Below are 17,606 nucleotides of genomic sequence, written 5' to 3' on the forward strand. Positions count from 1 at the left end.
CGACGAGTCGTCGTCGGCCTTGCCGGCCGCGTCGTTCTTGGCCGCGTCGGCCTTCTCGGCCCTCGCGTCGTTCTTGGGCGCGTCGGCCTTCTCGGCCTTCGCGTCGCTCTTGGGCGCGTCGCCCTTCGCGGCATCGGTCTTGGCGGCGGCGTCGTTGCGCTTGCGCTTGGGGCGGTCGGCCTTGGGGGCGTCGGCCTTGGCGGGCTCCTCACGCGGGGCTTCCGTGGTGTCGTTCTTGCTCTCGGGCAGCGTCACCGCGGCAGCGCTCGTCGTGTCGGCGGCGGGACCGGAGGCGGCCTTGACAGCGGCCTTCGTGGAGGTGCCGGCGTCGCCGCGGGCGATCTTGATCGCGTCGATCAATGCGCCCTTGCGCATCTTCTCGGCGCCGCTGATGCCGAGGCCGCCGGCGATCTCCTGGAGCTCGGCCAGGACCTTGCCACCGAGGCTTCCACCGGTCTTGCGGGGAGCGGCCGCGGGAGCGGCGGAATCGGCTGTCGTGGTTGTTTCAGTCACGTGGGGTTCCTTTGAATGAGGCCACAAGGCCAGTGGTCCGGAGATCCGAACGCCGAAAGGCTTGCCCGCATCTGGCGGGCGACTTGAATGGCGATGCGCACTTGCTGTCACTGCCGGGGAGTAGAACTCAACTCCGACTTACCCACCATAACACCACCAGGACTGGCAGCATTCCCGATCCGCTACAAGTCGTCCGCGGATCAATCCGTGACGATCCGGACGCCGTCCCGGTCGATGTCGAGCTCGTGCACGGCCCACCCGGCGGGGGCCAGGTCCGCGACCCCCCGGGCGAACGACAGGACCGTCGGCCCGGCTCCGGAGATGATCGTCGGCACGCCCTCGACCCGCAGCCGGCGCACCAGCTTGTAGGACTCCGGCATCGCCTCGGCGCGGTACGCCTGGTGGATCCTGTCCTCCGTCGCGGAGATCAGCCGGTGCGGCGACTGGGTCAGGGCCGCGACGAGCAGGGCCGCCCGACCGGCGTTGAACGCCGCGTCGCCGTGCGGGACGGTGTCCGGCAGGAGTCCGCGGGCCTGCTTGGTGGACACCGCGGACGGCGGCACGAACACCGTGACCTGCACGTCGGTCCGGAGGCGCTCGACCTCGGCCGCCGCGCCATCGACCCACGCGATCGTCAGGCCGCCGAAGAAGGCCGCCGCGACGTTGTCGGGGTGCCCCTCGAGGTCGACCGCGAGCTGATAGGCCGAGGCGTCGTCGAGCAGCGTCTCCCCGCCGTCGACGAGGGCGCGGGCCAGCACGATGCCGCCGACGATCGCGGCGGAGGACGAGCCGAGACCACGGCCGTGGGGGATCTGGTTGACACAGGTCAGCCGCAGCCCCTCAGGACGCCCGCCCAGGAGGTCGAACGCGGCGTGCATCGCCTCGACGACCAGGTGCGTCTCGTCGAGCGGGACACCGTGCTGCCCCTCCCCCGTGACACGGATGTCCAGGCCCGATTCGGTCACCTCGGCGGTGACGTCGTCGTACAGCGTGACCGCGAGCCCCAGGGCGTCGAAGCCGGGCCCGAGGTTCGCGCTGGAGGCCGGGACCCGGACGGTGACCGGCCCGTCGACGAAGGTCACGCGAGGCCGGCGGCGGCGGCCGCCGCGTCGACATCGGCCTCGATGATCGCGTCGACCAGGGCGCCCGCACCCGACAGGGCGGTGTCGATGTCCTTGAGGCCGTGGCCCGTGACGGTCACGGCGATCGTCTGACCGGGTTCGACCTCACCGGCCAGGGCTGCGGCGAGGAGACCCGCGACTCCCGCGGCCGACGCCGGCTCGACGAAGACACCGTCGTGCGACGCGAGGTCGCGCTGGGCCTGGAGGATCTGCTCGTCGGTGACCGACGCGATGCGCCCGCCGGACTCGTCGCGAGCAGCCTCCGCCAGGTGCCACGAGGCGGGGTTGCCGATGCGGATCGCGGTCGCGATCGTCTCGGGGTGCGGGATCGGCGCGCCCTGCACGATGGGATCGGAACCCGCGGCCTGGAATCCCCACATCGCGGGGGTCCTGACGGCGAGGCCGGCCTCGGCGTACTCGCGGTAGCCCAGCCAGTAGGCCGAGATGTTGCCGGCGTTGCCGACCGGCAGCACGTGCAGGTCGGGGGCGACTCCCAGCGCGTCGACGATCTCGAATGAGGCGGTCTTCTGACCCTGCAGCCGGACGGGGTTGACCGAGTTGACCAGCGCGACCGGGTAGTGGTCCGCGAGGGCGCGCGACAGGTGCAGGCACTCGTCGAAGCCACCCTTGACCTGGATGACCTCCGCGCCGTGCATGACGGCCTGCGCCATCTTGCCCGCCGCGATCTTGCCGTGCGGCACCAGCACGATGGGGGTCAGACCGGCCTTGGCGGCGTAGGCAGTCATCGAGGCCGAGGTGTTGCCCGTCGACGCGCAGACGACGGCCTTGGCGCCCTCGCCGACCGCGACGGACACGGCGGCGGTCATCCCGCGATCCTTGAAGGACCCGGTCGGGTTGTTGCCCTCGACCTTGAGCCAGACGTCACCGCGGACGATGCCCGACAGCCAGGCCGAGTGGACGAGCGGGGTGCCGCCCTCCCCCAGCGTCACGACGGGGGTGTCGGCGGTCACGGGGAGCCACTCGCGGTACTCCTCGATGACACCTCTCCACAGGTGGGCCATGATCAGGATCCTCCCTCGACGCGCATCACGGATGTCACGTCTCGCACCATCTCGAGCCCACGCAACGAGGCGACGGTCGCGGACAGCGCCGCGTCCTCGGCCTCGTGGGTCACGATCACGAGCTGCGCGTCCGACCCGCTGCCTTCCTGGCGAACGGTCTTGATCGAGACGTCGAACTGGGCGAACGCATTCGCGACCGACGCGAGCACGCCCGCGCGGTCGTCGACGTCGATCGACACGTGGTAGCGGGTCCGGGCGCGGCCCATGGCCAGCACCTCGAGCTGCGCGTGGGTCGACTCGCCGGGACCGAAGACGTTGCTGCGTCGGTTGCGGGCGACCGAGACGGCGTCACCGAGGACGGCGCTCGCGGTCGGGGCGCCACCGGCGCCGGGACCGTAGAACATCAGCTGGCCGGCGGACTCGCTCTCGACGAACACCGCGTTGTACGCCCCCCGCACGCTTGCGAGCGGGTGGGTCAGCGGGATCATCGCGGGGTGCACGCGGGCCGACACCGCCGGGCCGTCAGGGGTCTCGTGCTTCTCGCAGATCGCGAGGAGCTTGACGACGCAGCCCATCTCGTCGGCGGAGCGGATGTCCGCGGCCGTCACATCGGTGATGCCCTCACGGTGCACGTCGCCGATCGTGACCCGGGTGTGGAACGCCAGGCCGGCGAGGATCGCGGCCTTGGACGCCGCGTCGAAGCCCTCGATGTCGGCGGTCGGGTCGGCCTCGGCGTAGCCCAGCCGCTGGGCCTCGTCGAGCGCCTCGGAGAAGCCCTGACCCGTCGTGGTCATGGCATCGAGGATGAAGTTGGTCGTGCCGTTGACGATGCCGAGGACCCGCTGCACCCGGTCGCCCGCGAGCGACTCCCGCAGGGGTCGGACGATCGGGATGGCTCCGGCCACGGCGGCCTCGAAGTAGAGGTCGCGCTCGGCCTTGTCGGCGGCCTCGAACAGGGTCGCGCCGTCCTCGGCGAGCAGCGCCTTGTTGGCGGTGACGACCGAGGCGCCGTTCTCCAGCGCCGTCAGGATCAGCCCGCGCGCCGGCTCGATCCCGCCGATGACCTCGATCACGACGTCGATGTCACCGCGGGACACCAGTCCGACGGCGTCGGTCGTGAACAGGTCGGCGGGCACGTCGAGGTCGCGCTCGCGGCCGAGTCGGCGGACCGCGATGCCGGCCAGCTCGAGCGGGGCGCCGACCCGCTGGGCCAGCTCCTCGGCGTCGCGCGTGAGCAGTCGGGCGACCTCCGTGCCGACGACTCCGCAACCCAGCAGGGCGATGCGGAGCGGGCGTCCGGGGGTCCAGGAGGATTCGCTCACCGCACAAGGGTATCGGCGCGCGCTGATCCCCGGTGACACGGTTCGCCAGCCGGTCCCCCGCAGGTGGAAGGCTGGGGCCATGCCGACCTCGCCGAGCCCCGATGCCGACGACCGCGGCACGTCTCTCCGGGCCGGCTTCCGGGCCGGCGTCCCCTACGCCGTGGTGGGGTTCCTGCTCTCGACGTCGTTCGGGATCGTCGCGGGCGACGCCGGGTTCCCCGCCGAGGCGACGATCGTCATGTCGGCGATCGTGTTCGCCGGCTCGGCCCAGTTCGCCGCGGTGACGATCCTCGCGTCCGGCGGCACGGCGGCGGCAGCGATCGCTGCCGGCGCCCTGATGAACTCCCGCTTCCTCCCGATGGGCATCGCGATCGGGCCGTCGATGCCCGGGCGGGCCGCGTGGCGCGCCGCCCAGGGTCAGGCCGTGGTCGACGCCTCGTGGGCCATGGCCAGCCGTGGTGACGGGACGTTCGACCGGTGGTTCCTGTTCGGCTCGACCGCTCCGCAGTACGTCATGTGGCTCGCCGGCACGATCTTCGGCGCCGTGGGCGGCGGGCTGTTCGAAGACCCCGCGAAGCTCGGCCTGGACGCGATCTACCCCACGTTCTTCCTGGCCCTGCTGATCGCCGAGGTCAGGAACCGGACGACGTTCGTCGTCGCGCTGTCCGGCGGCCTCATCGCCCTCGCGCTCGTCGAGGTCGCACCGGCCGGGATCCCGGTGCTCGCCGCCAGCCTCGTCGCGGCCTGGGGCCTGCGCCGGCGACCCGAGGCACCGGCATGACCGCCACGATCTGGTGCACCATCGCCGGGTGCGCCGTCGTGACCGCGGTCATCAAGGGCATCGGTCCCGTCGCCCTCGGTGGCCGCGACATCCCGCCGCGCTTCCTCGGTGTCATCGCGCTGATGGCACCGGCCCTGCTGGCCGCCCTGGTGGTGACCAGCACGTTCGCCGACAAGGACCAGTGGCATGTCGGCGCCCACACGGTCGGCGTCGCGGTCGGCGGCCTCATCCTGGTGCGACGCGGCCCGCTGGTGCTGGCGGTCGTCGTTGCCGTGGCGGTGACCGCGCTGCTGCGCGCCGTCACGTGACGGTCCGACGGGGGGCGCCCTCCGACCCAGGAGCGGCTTCCGACATACTCTCGGTATGCGACCGGCCGAGGGAATGCTCCTGTGATCACCCGCACGACCAAGATCCAGCTCGCCGTGTTCGCCCTGCTGACGATACTGGGTGGCGCCTTCGTCGGCGGCCGCTACGCCCAGCTCGACCGGCTCGTGGTCGACCGCACGTTCTCCGTCGATGCCCACTTCTCTGACTCCGGCGGCATCTTCGCGGGTGCCCAGGTGACCTACCGCGGCATCGAGGTCGGCACCGTCGCCGGGCTCGACCCCGAGCCGACCGGTGTGCGCGTACGCCTCGACATCGAGGACAGTGCGCCCCGCATCCCCGCCGACGTCGAGGCCCGGATCGCGAACAAGTCCGCGATCGGCGAGCAGTTCGTCGACCTGCGCCCCCGCGACGACGCGGCCCCGTTCCTGACCGAGGGCTCGGTCGTCGCGCTGGAGGACACCGCGATCCCGGTCAGCTCGAAAGACCTGCTGGTCGACGTCAACTCACTCGTGACGTCGATCGACACCGACAGCCTCCGGACCGTCGTCGACGAGCTCGGGCAGGCCTTCGAGGGCACGGGCCGCGACCTCGCCACGATCCTCGACACCTCGTCGGACTTCATCAGGACCGCCGACGACAACATCGCGACGACCCGCGCCCTGATCCGCGACTCCGACTCCGTGCTGCAGACCCAGATCGACTCGGCGGACGACATCGGCGACTTCGCCACGAACCTCGCCCTGCTGTCGGACACGCTCGTCGACGCGGACCCCGACCTGCGCCGGCTGCTGGACAAGGGCACCGGCTCGGCCAGGACCCTGCGGACCGTCGTCGACGAGAACGCCCCGGACCTGACCACCGCGGTCGCCGATCTCGACACCTCGGTCAAGCCGCTGACCCGGAACGCCCAGGGCCTCCAGACCATCTTGGTGATGTACCCGTCCCTGCTGGAGGGCACGTTCTCGGTCCTCACGCCGACCGGGGACGGCAGCTACAACGCCGGCTTCGGCCTCGCGCTGACCGACCTCACGCCCACCTGCACGTACGCCAAGAACGGCGGCGAGGCGTCGGGCTACCAGCCGCGTCGCGCGGAGGCCGTCATCAGCGACCGCGAGTTCGCGTCCGACAGCGACTGCCTGGTCCCCAACTCGATCGCCCGCCAGCCGTCCAAGACCCAGCTCCAGCGTCCGGCCGCGTCGACCGGCGACTCCTGGGCCGACCTCATGATGGTGGCCCTGCGGGACTGAGCCCCGTGGGACGATCGGTGCCATGACCTGGACCTCCCCCGCGCCGGACGGCGATGCCGACGGACCGATGACGGGGCCCGAGCGGCCGATCCTCGAGGGGATGCTGGCGTGGCACCGGTCGACCCTGCTGAACATCTGCGCGGGGCTGACCGCCGAGCAGCTCGCGTCCCGCCCGATCCCGTCGACCGGCCTGACCCTGCTGGGCCTGGTCCGTCACATGGCCAAGGTCGAGCGCATCTGGTTCCGCCTGCGGGTCGCCGGTGAGGACATCGAGCACCTGCACCGCTTCGAGGCCCGCGACGACACCGACTTCCGGGCCATCGACCCGGCCGATGCCGAAGCCGCCGTGGCCCAGCTCGCCGACGAGCAGGCCGCGGCAGCGAGTGCCGTGGCGGCCCTGGACCTCGACACCGAGATCGACGTGCACGGCGGTGCCATGTCGTTGCGGATGGTGCACGTGCACATGATCCAGGAGTACGCCCGGCACAACGGTCACGCCGACCTGATCCGCGAGGCGATCGACGGGGTCACGGGCCGCTAGCGGTGTCCGCGCGCCGGTCGCCGTGAGCACGCCACGGCGCGGCATCATGGGGCCCATGAATCGCGCGAAGCTCGTGGCCGTCGCGGCCGGATCCCTCTTCCTGCTCGGTGCGTGCGGCGGCTCGGACGAGCCTCGGGACGCCGGCAACGCGACGACCTCGACCGAGCCCGGCATCGCGAGCGGGGAGCCGACCCCGACCCCGCCGGGCGACACCCCCACCTCGGGCGACCCGGCGGGGCGGGTGGTCGACTTCGGCGAGGACGGCGTGACGCTGACCTCCGCGCCCGACGTCACGGACCTCGCGGGGGCGCCGGCGGACTTCCGGGCGTTCATCGCCCGGGAGCTCGCGAAGGAGCAGGCCCAGAGCGACGACGTGTGCACCGAGAAGCCGCAGATCAAGGTCTCGAGGATCGACCCGCGCGGCTGGGCCGCCGGCGGCACGTTCATCCCGCAGTGCGGTGGCAACGCAACGCTCTGGGCCAAGCCGGACGGGACGTGGAGGGAGGTGTGGGCCGGTCAGCAGCTCGTCGACTGCGCCACGCTGAAGAGGTACGCGTTCCCCGCCGACGTCGCCGGGGGCACGTGCCTCGACGGCGACGACGAGGTGCCGTACGCCGCGGCGCGCTGAGGTCAGCCGGAGATCGCGGCGACCAACGGGCCGATGAACCGCAGGAACCGGTCGGGCGACGCGTCACGGTTGGTCACCTGACGGATCGCGACGCCGATCGCGTAGTCGACGGCGGCCTCGGCCAGCACCTCGAGCGTCTCGTCGTCGGCGCTGCCCGCCGGCACGACGGACCGGACGACCACCGTCGCCTGCTCGACCGCCGCGGTCTGCCGTGCGGCCTGGGCCGCGGCGAGGCGGGGGTCGTTGATGGTGTCGAGCAGCAGCTCGAGCTCGAACCGCACCCAGCCCGACGCCGTCGCGGCCGCGGCCCACGACCGGACCCGGGCCAGGACCTCCTCGGCGTCCGGGACCGCCGCGACGCTGTCGGCGAGCGCCGCGATCTGCTCGGCCTGCAGGACGTCGAGGACCGCCAGCGCGAGATCGGCCTTGCTGCCGAAGCTCGAGTAGACGATGCCCGTCGTGAAGCCCGCCTCCCGCGCGACCGACGCGACCGAGGTGGCGACGTAGCCGTCACGCAGGAACTCGCGCCGCGCCACGTCCAGCACCGTCACCCGGTTGCGCTCCTGCACCTGACTTCGGGAGAGGTGCGCCATGCACGACAGCCTAGTCAGGCCGCGACCTCAGGCCGCGGAGGCGCTGGACTGCTCGGCCGATCCCCCGTCGGTGTCGGGCTGCTGCGTGCCGGGAGCCTGCTGGCCGGAGCCGTCCGGCCCCGCACCGCCCTGGCGCGGGCCACCCTGGCCGAAGCCGCCCTGCGGCCCTCCGGGCACCTGGCCGCGGAACTGCCCCCGCTGGCCGCTCGGACCACCCCGACCGTCGGAGTCCGAGCCCCCTGAGGCCGTGCCGATCGCCGCGCCGGCCGCACCGCCGACCAGGACCGCCGCGAGGGCCGCGGCGACCAGGGTGCGGGTCGACCACGACCGGTCCTTCAAGGCGACCTTCCGGTCAGCCGGACCTGCGGTGGCCGCCGGCGCGGGGTCCGGGGCCGGTGGAGGAATGGGCTGGGTCGGGGTATCGGCGGTCGTCTCGGCCGCGGACTGCTGGATGGTCTGATCGGTGTCGTCGGTGTCGCTCATGGGCAGACCCTCCGCCACGTCCTTGTCACGAACCTGTGACGGAGCACAGACGCGGCTGGGTGAGCCGTTCACAGGTTCTCGACAGGAATCACCCGGCCAGCTCATGGCCAGCGTGCGCACAATGTCCTCATGGCTCCCACACTGACCCGCGCCGACGGTTCCCCGCTGCGCGTCCTCGTCGTCGACGACGAGGTCAACATCGCCGAGCTGCTCCAGATGGCCCTGCGCTACGAGGGCTGGGACATCCAGACCGCCCACACGGGTCGCAAGGCCGTCGCCGCGGCCAAGGAGTTCGGGCCCGACGCGATCGTCCTCGACATGATGCTGCCGGACTACGACGGCATGGAGGTGCTGCGCAAGGTGCGGGCCTTCTCCCCCGAGACCCCCGTCCTGTTCCTGACCGCACGCGACTCCATCGAGGACCGGGTCGCCGGGCTGACCGCCGGCGGCGACGACTACGTCACCAAGCCCTTCAGTCTCGAGGAGGTCATCGCCCGGCTCCGGGGGCTGATGCGCCGCACCGGTGCGATGGATGCCCGCCCCAGCTCGGTCATCACGGTCGGCGACCTGACCCTCGACGAGGACAGCCGCGACGTCGAGCGCGCGGGGCGCGAGATCGACCTCACCGCGACCGAGTTCGAGCTGCTCCGCTTCCTCATGCGCAACCCGCGCCGCGTCCTGTCCAAGGCCCAGATCCTCGACCGCGTCTGGGACTACGACTTCGGTGGCCAGGCCAACGTCGTCGAGCTCTACATCTCGTACCTGCGCAAGAAGGTCGACGCCGGGCACGAACCCATGATCCACACCAAGCGCGGTGCCGGGTACGTCCTGAAGCCCGCGGGGTAGGGCGTCGTGCGCAGGATCCTGCCCGCGTCGCTGACCGGTCGCCTCATCGCCATGGTGGTGGCGCTCGTCGCCGTCGCGAGCCTGCTCGTCGCCGGCGCGGTGACGATCGTCATGAGCAGCTATCTGACCGACCGGCTCGACGACAAGCTGATCCAGTCGATGGACCGGGCACAGCGCGCCCCGATGTTCGCGCTCGGTGACGACGACGGCCCGGGCGAGGGCCGGCCCAACCCGGGCCGCGGGCAGGACGTCGGCCTGATCACGGTCGTCTCAGGATTTCCCGGGTCGATCGTGACGCAGCGCGGCGAGGCGCCGCGCATCTCGACCGCTGCCCGCGACATCCTCGCCGACGTCCCGGCCGACGACCACCCCCACGACGTGACCCTCCCGGCGTACGGCTCGTACCGGGTCCTGGCCACCGAGGACTCGGACGGCTCGACGTACGTCGTCGGGCTCCCCCGCGACGACGTCGACGACACGATCTCGAGCCTCATCTGGTGGGAGGTCCTGCTCGCGCTCGGTGCCACCGCCGCCGCGGCCGCCGCCGCCCGGCTGCTGGTGCGCCAGCAGCTCAAGCCGCTGCGCGAGGTCGCCGCGACGGCCCACCAGGTCACCGCCATGCCCCTGTCGACCGGTGAGGTCGGCGAGACCGTCCGGGTGCCGGACCGGTTGACCGACCCGTCCACCGAGGTCGGCCAGGTCGGGGAGGCGCTCAACCAGCTGCTCGGCCACGTCGAGGAGGCGCTCGACTCGCGCCACGAGAGCGAGCAGCAGGTCCGCCAGTTCCTCGCCGACGCGTCCCACGAGCTGCGCACGCCGCTGTCCACCATCAAGGGCTACGCCGAGCTGAGCCGCCGCACCGGCCGTGACGACCCCGACCAGATCCTCGCCAAGGTCGAGTCCGAGGCGGGACGCATGTCGACCCTGGTGGAGGACATGCTGCTGCTGGCCCGCCTCGATGCCGGGCGCGACCTCGACCGCACACCGGTGGACCTGACGCGCTTGCTGATCGAGGCCGTCGACGACGCCCGGGTCGTCGACCGGGACCGCCGGTGGACGTTCGACGTCCCCGACGAGCCGGTCATCGTCGCGGGCGACGAGCAGCGGCTCCACCAGGCCGTGACGAACCTGCTGACCAACGCCTCCCGCCACACCGCGCCGCAGACCACGGTCCACGTCCGCCTGCGGGTCGACGACGCGGTCCACGTCGACGTCCACGACGACGGTCCCGGGATCGAGCCGGACCTGCTGCCGACGATCTTCGAGCGGTTCACCCGCGGGGACTCCTCGCGCACCCGGGCCTCCGGCGGTGCGGGCCTCGGCATGTCCCTGGTCAAGGCCATCATGCACGGCCACGGCGGCGATGCCGCCGTGACGAGCGTCCCCGGTGACACGACGTTCACCCTGACGCTCCCCCGCTGACCGCGTCGGATTACCACGGTCCCTGAGCAAGCCTGCGCATCCCGCAGGAAGCATCCCCCGGTATGCGCCAGGTTGCCGAGGGACCGTGGTAATCCGACCTTCCCGGGTCACAGGAACGGGACAGACTCAGCACACGGCGGTGCCAGAGGCGGCCCGCACCGTGGAGCCATGACCCAGACAACCCTCCCGGTGCCACCGAGCGTCCAGCAGCGTGCCGCCGTCCCCCAGACCACGACCACCGCCGGTCCGGCCGGCACGACCCGGCTGCGCCGGCTGTGGCGGGGACGCGCGGAGGACTCACCGCTCGTGCGTCCGGCGCTGCTCGGCCTCCTGCTGGCGACGGCCGTCCTGTACCTGTGGGGCCTCGGCGCCTCGGGCTGGGCCAACTCGTTCTACTCCGCCGCGGTGCAGGCCGGTTCCGAGTCCTGGAAGGCCCTCTTCTTCGGCTCCTCGGACGCGTCGAGCTCGATCACGGTCGACAAGACGCCGATGTCCCTGTGGCCCATGTCGCTGTCGGTGCGGCTGTTCGGCCTGTCGTCGTGGAGCATGCTCGTCCCGCAGGCCCTGATGGGCGTCGGCTCGGTCGGCCTCCTGTACGCGACGGTCCGCCGGACGACCCACAACGCCTGGGCGGGCCTGCTCGCCGGAGCCGTCCTCGCGATCACCCCGGTCGCGGTCCTGATGTTCCGCTTCAACAACCCCGACGCACTGCTGACCCTGTTCCTCATCGGGTCGGTCTACGCCACGATCCGCGCGATCGAGTCCCCCGAGCGGGCCGTGCGCTGGCTCGTCCTGGGCGGCTCGCTGGTCGGCTTCGCCTTCCTCACCAAGATGCTCCAGGCCTTCCTGGTCCTGCCCCCGCTCGCCCTGGTCTACCTCGTGGCGGCGAAGCCGTCCTTCGGCAAGCGCCTCGTCCACCTGCTCGCGGCCTTCGGGTCGACGATCGTCGCCGCCGGCTGGTGGATCGCGATCGTCGAGCTGTGGCCCGCCTCCAGCCGCCCCTACATCGGCGGCTCGCAGAACAACTCGATCCTCGAGCTCACGCTCGGCTACAACGGCTTCGGCCGGCTCAACGGGAACGAGACCGGCTCGGTCGGCGGCGGCGGAAATGCCGGCGGCGGCAACTGGGGCGAGACCGGCCTGCTGCGCCTGTTCAGCTCCGAGATCGGTGGCCAGATCGCCTGGCTCCTGCCCGCCGCGCTCGCCCTGCTCGTGCTGGGCGTCCTCCTCCAGCGCCGTGCCGGTCGCACGGACCGCCAGCTGACCGGCCTGGTCGTCTGGGGTGGCTGGCTGCTCGTCACCGGGCTGACGTTCAGCCTCATGGCCGGCATCTTCCACGCCTACTACACGATCGCCCTGGCCCCCGCGATCGCCGCACTCATCGGCATCGGCGCGAGCATCCTGTGGGAGCACCGCGGCTCCGTCGTGGCCGGCCTCGGCGCCGCGTTCGTCCTCGCGATGACGTCGGTCATGAGCTTCGTGCTCCTCGGCCGCAGCGCGGACTTCCTGCCCTGGCTGCGCTGGGCGGTGCTCGTCATCGGGCTGGTGTCGGCGTTCCTGATCGTCCTGGCCCGCCTGCTGCCGCGCCGCGCGGTCCTGGCCGTCGCGGCCGGGACGCTGATCGCGATGCTCGCCGGCCCCGCGGCGTACGCCGTGGAGACCGCATCGACCCCGCACACCGGCTCTCTCCCCACCGCGGGTCCCAGCACGGGCTCGGGCGGCTTCGGCGGTGGCGGACCCGGTGGCGGACCCGGTGGCGGACGGGGGCGCATGGGCACCCCGCCCACGCAGGGCCAGGCGCCCGGTGGCGCGGTCCAGGGCACCGCCGGCGGCACCACCGGTGGCACGACGTCGCAGGGCTCGACCGGCGGGCTGCTCTCCGGCTCGGAGTCGACCGACTCGATCAACGCCCTCCTGACCCAGGACGCCAGCTCGTACACCTGGGTGGCCGCGACGATCGGCTCCAACACGGCCTCGGGCTACCAGCTCGCGACCGAGGAGCCGGTCATGGCGATCGGCGGCTTCAACGGCTCCGACCCGAGCCCGACGCTGGCCCAGTTCAAGCGGTACGTCGCCGACGGCCAGATCCACTACTTCATCGCCAGCGGTGGCGGTGGCGGGATGAATGCCAGCGGCAGCACCAGCACGGCGATCAGCACCTGGGTCGGCGAGACCTTCAACGCCACGACGGTCGACGGCGTCACGGTCTACGACCTCTCCGGCGGTGTCCAGTGACCGCGGTCGCCGCGCTCCCCGCCAGCGCACCCGTCACCACGACGGTGCTCGACGTCGTCATCCCGGTGTTCAACGAGGAGAAGGCCGTCGTCGGGTCGGTCGAGACCGTACGGGCCCATCTCCAGTCCCTGCCGTACGCCTTCCGCGTCACGATCGCCGACAACGCGAGCACCGACGCCACGAGCCTGCTGGCCCACCAGCTGGCACACCGCTACCCCGACGTCCGGGTCGTCAGCCTGACCCAGAAGGGCCGGGGCCGGGCGCTCAAGCGGGCGTGGTCGGAGTCCGACGCCGAGGTCCTGGTCTACATGGACGTCGACCTGTCGACCGACCTCAACGCGCTGCTGCCGCTGGTCGCACCGCTGCTGTCGGGCCACTCCGACCTGGCGATCGGCTCCCGGCTGGCCCGGACGTCGCGCACGACCCGCGGGCCCAAGCGCGAGCTGATCTCCCGGACGTACAACGCGATGCTCCGCGGCGCCCTGCGGGCCCGGTTCTCCGACGCCCAGTGCGGGTTCAAGGCGATCCGTCGCGACGTCGCCGCCGAGCTGCTCCCGCTGATCGCGGACGACGAGTGGTTCTTCGACACCGAGCTCCTGGTCGTCGCCGAGCGTGCGGGCCTGCGGATCCACGAGGTGCCGGTCGACTGGGTCGACGACACCGACAGCCGCGTCGACATCGTGCGGACGGCCGCGGCCGACCTGCGCGGGATGGCGCGCCTCGGTTGGGCGCTCCTGCGGGGCCGCATCCCCCTCGCCGAGGTCACCGAGACCCTGGGCCGGGCCACGGCGCGCAGCGCGGGCGGTCGGCTGAGCGCGCAGATGGTCGTCTTCGCGATGATCGGCATCGCCTCGACCGTCGCGTACGCCGTCCTGTACGTCGCGCTGCGCGGCAGCCTCGGCTCGCTCGAGGCCAACGCGGTCGCCCTGGCGGCCACGGCGGTGGCGAACACCGCGGCCAACCGTCGGTTCACGTTCGGCTTCCGTGGCTCGACCGGCGCCGTCCGTCATCAGGCGCAGGGGCTGCTGGTGCTCGGCTGCGGCCTGGCGGTGACGAGCGGAGCGATCTGGGCGATGCGACAGATCCACGGCGAGCACCACCCGTTGGCGGAGGTCACGGTGCTGACCGCGACCAACCTGTTCGTGACGGCGATGCGGTTCGTGCTGATGCGGGTGTGGATCTTCCGCAGCCGCCCGGCCGAGGTCGGCGCCTGACCGGCGCCCGCGACCAGCGGTTGTCTCGACCCTCACGATGGACCAAGATCGAGGCGACGGCCCCCGCGCCGACCGCCGACCAACCGAAAGTGACGACCATGGCTCAGAAACAGACCATCCTCGGGCGCATCGGGCAGCTCACCCGCGCCAACATCAACTCGATGCTCGACCGCGCCGAGGACCCGGAGAAGATGCTCGACCAGCTCGTCCGCGACTACACGAGCTCGATCGCCGAGGCCCAGGACGCCGTCGCCCAGACGATCGGCAACCTGCGGCTCGCCGAGGCCGACCACGCCGAGGACGTGGCCGCGGTCAAGGAGTGGGGCGCCAAGGCGCTCGCCGCGTCCCAGAAGGCCGATCAGCTGCGGGCCGCCGGGTCCCCCGACGCCGACAAGTTCGACAATCTCGCCAAGGTCGCCCTGAGCCGCCAGATCGGCTTCGAGAACGAGGCGAAGTCGGCCGCGCCGCAGATCGCCGCCCAGAACGAGACCGTCGAGAAGCTCAAGTCCGGCCTCATCGCGATGCAGGGCAAGCTCGGCGAGCTGCAGACCAAGCGGGACCAGCTCGTGGCCCGCGCCAAGACCGCCGAGGCGCAGTCGAAGGTCCAGGACGCGGTCCGGTCGATCGACGTGCTCGACCCGACGAGCGAGCTCTCCCGCTTCGAGGAGAAGGTGCGCCGCGACGAGGCCCGCGTCGCCGGCCACGCCGAGCTCGCCGGCTCGAGCCTGGACGCCCAGTTCGCCGAGCTCGAGGGCGACACCACGCAGACCGAGGTCGAGGCCCGGCTCGCCGAGCTCAAGGGTCTCGGCGCCGGCGGCTCGCCGTCAGTCGAACCCGCTGCGGAATGACCCGCCGGCTGCAAGACTCGACCATCAACAGGAGGCGGGCCACATGAAGCTCAAGGAAACGTTCACGTACACCGGCATCGACGTCGAGGCGGTCTACAAGCTCATCACCGACCAGGCCTTCCGGCTCGAGTCGGCCGAGAACCAGGGGTCTCGCGACATCGACATCTCGGTCGAGGGGGCCGCGGACGCCGCGACGATCGTCATCGTGCGCACGCAGGACTCCGACATGCCCGACTTCGTCAAGAAGCTCACGGGCAACGACGTCAAGGTCCGCCAGACCGAGGTGTGGGGCGAGGCGGACGCCGCCGGCACCCGCACGGCCGACGTCAAGGTCAGCATCATCGGCCAGCCGGCCGAGATGGTCGGCGTCGCCTCGCTGTCGCGCACCGCCGACGGCACCGACTTCACGCTGGAGGGCGACGTCAAGGTGTCGATCCCGTTCCTCGGCAAGAAGATCGAGCCCGAGGTCGCCAAGGCGATCCGCGGCTCGCTGCGCGAAGAGGTCGAGTACGGGATGACGAAGCTCTAGCGGCCTCGTCCCGCCGTCAGGCCGACGTCGTGTCCCGGGCTTCCCGGAGCACGGCGTCGATCTCCTGCGTGGCGTACCACGCAAGGTCGCCGCTGCCGTCGGTGTCGACGTGGAACGACGCGATGTCGACCAGGCTGACCGGGTCGTCCTCGTCGTCGAGCTCGGCGGCCGCGGCGACGACGCCCTGCTCAGCGGCCACCTCGAGGGCGGCGAGCTCGTCCTCCTCGTCCTCCGAGGCGGCGACATATGCCTCGGGTGCGACCTGCTCGCCGGCGGCGAGCTGCTCGAGGTCCTCGAGCGTCAGTGCCAGGTAGACCCGCATCGTCATGCCTTCGTCGGCCGCTGGCGGCCGCGCGGCGCCCGGCTGCGACGGCTCTCGACCGTGTCCACGAGCTCTTGCAGGGCGTCCTCGATGCACTGGGCCAGGACGTCGACGTCCGGGACGGCGTCCCGATCGGCCACGATCCCGAAGAAGACCTTGCGGTTGTAGGACGTGACCCCGATCGCCAGGGCACGGCGCCCGCTGAGCGGGATGCACGGATAGACCTCGCTGACGGCCTCACCGGCGAGGTAGAGCGGGTCCTGCGGACCCGGGACGTTGGTGATCACGATCTGGTGCCCACGCCCGGCCTCGGCGTCCGCGACGCGCGCCCCGACGGCGTGGAACGTCGAGGTGGCGAAGCCCGGCAGCGCGGCGAGCTTGTTGGCCGCAACGGCCGAGCCCGTCTCGCGATGGTCCTTGAGGGCGTACGACACCTGGTGCAGCCGCACGACGGGATTGGACTCGCCGACCGGCAGCGACAGCAGGTGCCCGCGAACCTTGGAGCCCAGCGAGGTCGGCAGGCCGTCCTCGGCCACCACCGACATCGGCACCATGGCGCGGAAGCTCGTCTTGGCGGTGACGGGCTCGGCCCGGGTCAGCATCCAGCCCCGGATGCCGCCGGCGATCGCGGCCAGGATGACGTCGTTGACCGTGCCGCCGTGCTCCTCCCGGACCCTGCGGAACGCGTCGAGGTCGGCCGCGAGCGAGGCGAAGCGACGGTGCCTCGACAGCTCGGTGGACAGGACGCTGTGCGGCGCCTGGGCGTCGGCGCCGATGATCGGCAGCTTGCGGGCCAGCCGGCCCAGGTTGAGCTCGGTGACGCGTAGAGCCTCGGCGGGTCGGCGGACGTTGCGCCCGATCGTCTCCAGCATGAGCTCGGCGGCGTGGGGCTCGGGGCGGGGATTCCACTCGTCGTGCGGGATGTCCCGCTCGTGCGCGGTCTCCTCCAGCAGGACCTGGGCGAGGTCGACCGTCTCGGACCCGTCGACCAGGGCCTGGTGGGCCTTGAACAGCAGCGCCACGCGGCCGCCCGACAACCCCTCGATCAGGTAGAGCTCCCACAGCGGGCGGTCGAGGTCGAGCCGGCGCGCGATCAGGCGTCCGACCAGCTCGTGCAGCGCGGCGGTCGTGCCGGGTCGCGGCAGGGCCGATCGGCGGACGTGCAGCGAGATGTCGAAGTTCTCGTCGTCGAGCCACACCGGCGTGCCGAGCGCGCCGGGCACCGAGCGCGGAACCTGGCGGTAGCGCGGCACCAGGTCGATGCGCTCGTTGATGACGTGGATCAGCCGGTCGTAGTCGAGCGGGGTGCTGCCGCCCTCGAGGATCGCGAGCGAGGCGACCTGGCGCGGCACCGTCGGACTGTCCTGGTGCAGGAACATCGCATCCAGCGGGCTCAACCGTTGCATGACTCTCCTCGTGACGTCCTCCACAGAAGTTACCACCGGGTCACGGGGCCACCGAGGCAAGGACCGCCTCGGGAGACAGCCGGGCCAGGACGTGCGCCGCGACCACCTCCATCCGGGCGACGAATGGCGAGGACGGTGCCGCCTGGCGTGGGCTCCGCCCGCTGACCATCGCCAGGTCGAGGCCGGCCTGATCGAGCGGGAGGTAC

The 17,606-nt window shown here is 71.9% G+C and carries 19 protein-coding genes; 11 read left to right on the forward strand and 8 right to left on the reverse strand.

Annotated features, from left to right (window positions below):
- The 4 genes from JWQ91_RS00065 to JWQ91_RS00080 all read right to left on the reverse strand — a co-directional run.
- Window positions 1–513: Rho termination factor N-terminal domain-containing protein (locus tag JWQ91_RS00065; RefSeq protein ID WP_297779134.1), on the reverse strand; the 513-nt coding region annotated here is incomplete at its 3' end.
- Between the two features lie 200 nt (window positions 514–713).
- Window positions 714–1,595 carry a homoserine kinase gene (gene thrB, locus JWQ91_RS00070; RefSeq protein ID WP_297779136.1) on the reverse strand — a complete coding sequence of 294 codons (882 nt, stop codon included), beginning with the start codon at window positions 1,593–1,595 and terminating at the stop codon, window positions 714–716.
- Window positions 1,592–2,656, reverse strand: a complete 1,065-nt coding sequence (thrC, locus tag JWQ91_RS00075) for a threonine synthase (RefSeq protein ID WP_297779138.1) — start codon at window positions 2,654–2,656, stop codon at window positions 1,592–1,594. Before thrC ends, thrB begins: the two co-directional genes overlap by 4 nt.
- Window positions 2,657–2,658: 2 nt before the next feature.
- Window positions 2,659–3,978: a homoserine dehydrogenase gene (locus JWQ91_RS00080; RefSeq protein ID WP_297779141.1), complete on the reverse strand. Its 1,320-nt coding sequence runs from the start codon at window positions 3,976–3,978 to the stop codon at window positions 2,659–2,661.
- Window positions 3,979–4,057: 79 nt separating this feature from the next.
- Here JWQ91_RS00080 and JWQ91_RS00085 point away from each other — a divergent pair, with 79 nt between their 5' ends.
- The 5 genes from JWQ91_RS00085 to JWQ91_RS00105 all read left to right on the forward strand — a co-directional run bounded on the left by JWQ91_RS00085 (window position 4,058) and on the right by JWQ91_RS00105 (window position 7,502).
- Entirely contained in the window at window positions 4,058–4,759 is a 702-nt protein-coding gene (locus JWQ91_RS00085) for an AzlC family ABC transporter permease (RefSeq protein WP_297779144.1), read from the forward strand.
- The gene (locus JWQ91_RS00090) at window positions 4,756–5,067 is read left to right on the forward strand and encodes an AzlD domain-containing protein (RefSeq protein ID WP_297779147.1); all 312 of its coding nucleotides are present in this window, start codon (window positions 4,756–4,758) and stop codon (window positions 5,065–5,067) included. Before JWQ91_RS00085 ends, JWQ91_RS00090 begins: the two co-directional genes overlap by 4 nt.
- 81 nt (window positions 5,068–5,148) lie before the next feature.
- On the forward strand, window positions 5,149–6,333 hold the full coding sequence (locus JWQ91_RS00095) for an MlaD family protein (RefSeq protein ID WP_297779149.1): 1,185 nt from the start codon (window positions 5,149–5,151) through the stop codon (window positions 6,331–6,333).
- A gap of 22 nt (window positions 6,334–6,355) precedes the next feature.
- On the forward strand, window positions 6,356–6,874 hold the full coding sequence (locus JWQ91_RS00100) for a DinB family protein (RefSeq protein ID WP_297779152.1): 519 nt from the start codon (window positions 6,356–6,358) through the stop codon (window positions 6,872–6,874).
- 55 nt (window positions 6,875–6,929) lie between these two features.
- Complete coding sequence (locus JWQ91_RS00105) at window positions 6,930–7,502, forward strand: hypothetical protein (protein ID WP_297779154.1); 573 nt, start codon at window positions 6,930–6,932, stop codon at window positions 7,500–7,502.
- Between the two features lie 2 nt (window positions 7,503–7,504).
- On the opposite strand, the gene JWQ91_RS00110 is transcribed toward JWQ91_RS00105, so the two are convergent.
- Together JWQ91_RS00110 and JWQ91_RS00115 are read right to left on the reverse strand one after the other, a co-directional pair.
- A complete protein-coding gene (locus JWQ91_RS00110; RefSeq protein WP_297779156.1) occupies window positions 7,505–8,095 on the reverse strand; it encodes a TetR/AcrR family transcriptional regulator in 591 nt (196 codons plus the stop codon).
- 27 nt (window positions 8,096–8,122) lie between these two features.
- Window positions 8,123–8,578: a hypothetical protein gene (locus JWQ91_RS00115; protein ID WP_297779159.1), complete on the reverse strand. Its 456-nt coding sequence runs from the start codon at window positions 8,576–8,578 to the stop codon at window positions 8,123–8,125.
- A gap of 129 nt (window positions 8,579–8,707) precedes the next feature.
- Between JWQ91_RS00115 and JWQ91_RS00120 the strand changes: the two genes are divergently transcribed.
- The 6 genes from JWQ91_RS00120 to JWQ91_RS00145 all read left to right on the forward strand — a co-directional run bounded on the left by JWQ91_RS00120 (window position 8,708) and on the right by JWQ91_RS00145 (window position 15,672).
- On the forward strand, window positions 8,708–9,424 hold the full coding sequence (locus JWQ91_RS00120) for a response regulator transcription factor (RefSeq protein WP_297779162.1): 717 nt from the start codon (window positions 8,708–8,710) through the stop codon (window positions 9,422–9,424).
- 6 nt (window positions 9,425–9,430) lie between these two features.
- On the forward strand, window positions 9,431–10,846 hold the full coding sequence (locus JWQ91_RS00125) for a HAMP domain-containing sensor histidine kinase (RefSeq protein WP_297779164.1): 1,416 nt from the start codon (window positions 9,431–9,433) through the stop codon (window positions 10,844–10,846).
- Between the two features lie 168 nt (window positions 10,847–11,014).
- The gene (locus JWQ91_RS00130) at window positions 11,015–13,081 is read left to right on the forward strand and encodes a glycosyltransferase family 39 protein (RefSeq protein WP_297779167.1); all 2,067 of its coding nucleotides are present in this window, start codon (window positions 11,015–11,017) and stop codon (window positions 13,079–13,081) included.
- Window positions 13,078–14,295, forward strand: a complete 1,218-nt coding sequence (locus JWQ91_RS00135) for a dolichyl-phosphate beta-glucosyltransferase (protein WP_297779170.1) — start codon at window positions 13,078–13,080, stop codon at window positions 14,293–14,295. The genes JWQ91_RS00130 and JWQ91_RS00135 overlap by 4 nt, the downstream gene beginning before the upstream one ends.
- Window positions 14,296–14,393: 98 nt before the next feature.
- The gene (locus tag JWQ91_RS00140) at window positions 14,394–15,143 is read left to right on the forward strand and encodes a PspA/IM30 family protein (protein WP_297779171.1); all 750 of its coding nucleotides are present in this window, start codon (window positions 14,394–14,396) and stop codon (window positions 15,141–15,143) included.
- A gap of 43 nt (window positions 15,144–15,186) precedes the next feature.
- The gene (locus JWQ91_RS00145) at window positions 15,187–15,672 is read left to right on the forward strand and encodes a DUF2505 domain-containing protein (protein WP_297779174.1); all 486 of its coding nucleotides are present in this window, start codon (window positions 15,187–15,189) and stop codon (window positions 15,670–15,672) included.
- Window positions 15,673–15,688: 16 nt separating this feature from the next.
- On the opposite strand, the gene JWQ91_RS00150 is transcribed toward JWQ91_RS00145, so the two are convergent.
- Both JWQ91_RS00150 and JWQ91_RS00155 read right to left on the reverse strand, forming a co-directional pair.
- On the reverse strand, window positions 15,689–15,994 hold the full coding sequence (locus JWQ91_RS00150; RefSeq protein WP_297779177.1) for a hypothetical protein: 306 nt from the start codon (window positions 15,992–15,994) through the stop codon (window positions 15,689–15,691).
- A 2-nt stretch (window positions 15,995–15,996) separates the two neighbouring features.
- On the reverse strand, window positions 15,997–17,400 hold the full coding sequence (locus tag JWQ91_RS00155; RefSeq protein WP_297779180.1) for a wax ester/triacylglycerol synthase family O-acyltransferase: 1,404 nt from the start codon (window positions 17,398–17,400) through the stop codon (window positions 15,997–15,999).
- Window positions 17,401–17,606 lie beyond the last annotated feature (206 nt).

It is taken from the genome of Aeromicrobium sp., from assembly GCF_025965075.1.
Lineage (GTDB): Bacteria > Actinomycetota > Actinomycetes > Propionibacteriales > Nocardioidaceae > Aeromicrobium.

Excerpts from the sequence above, each read along its gene's own strand:
- thrC (WP_297779138.1), bottom strand. The coding sequence starts at position 2,656 with ATGGCCCACCTGTGGAGAGGTGTCATCGAGGAGTACCGCGAGTGGCTC.
- JWQ91_RS00085 (WP_297779144.1), top strand. The coding sequence starts at position 4,058 with ATGCCGACCTCGCCGAGCCCCGATGCCGACGACCGCGGCACGTCTCTC.
- JWQ91_RS00090 (WP_297779147.1), top strand. The coding sequence starts at position 4,756 with ATGACCGCCACGATCTGGTGCACCATCGCCGGGTGCGCCGTCGTGACC.
- JWQ91_RS00100 (WP_297779152.1), top strand. The coding sequence starts at position 6,356 with ATGACCTGGACCTCCCCCGCGCCGGACGGCGATGCCGACGGACCGATG.
- JWQ91_RS00105 (WP_297779154.1), top strand. The coding sequence starts at position 6,930 with ATGAATCGCGCGAAGCTCGTGGCCGTCGCGGCCGGATCCCTCTTCCTG.
- JWQ91_RS00110 (WP_297779156.1), bottom strand. The coding sequence starts at position 8,095 with ATGGCGCACCTCTCCCGAAGTCAGGTGCAGGAGCGCAACCGGGTGACG.
- JWQ91_RS00115 (WP_297779159.1), bottom strand. The coding sequence starts at position 8,578 with ATGAGCGACACCGACGACACCGATCAGACCATCCAGCAGTCCGCGGCC.
- JWQ91_RS00120 (WP_297779162.1), top strand. The coding sequence starts at position 8,708 with ATGGCTCCCACACTGACCCGCGCCGACGGTTCCCCGCTGCGCGTCCTC.
- JWQ91_RS00130 (WP_297779167.1), top strand. The coding sequence starts at position 11,015 with ATGACCCAGACAACCCTCCCGGTGCCACCGAGCGTCCAGCAGCGTGCC.
- JWQ91_RS00140 (WP_297779171.1), top strand. The coding sequence starts at position 14,394 with ATGGCTCAGAAACAGACCATCCTCGGGCGCATCGGGCAGCTCACCCGC.
- JWQ91_RS00145 (WP_297779174.1), top strand. The coding sequence starts at position 15,187 with ATGAAGCTCAAGGAAACGTTCACGTACACCGGCATCGACGTCGAGGCG.
- JWQ91_RS00150 (WP_297779177.1), bottom strand. The coding sequence starts at position 15,994 with ATGCGGGTCTACCTGGCACTGACGCTCGAGGACCTCGAGCAGCTCGCC.
- JWQ91_RS00155 (WP_297779180.1), bottom strand. The coding sequence starts at position 17,400 with ATGCAACGGTTGAGCCCGCTGGATGCGATGTTCCTGCACCAGGACAGT.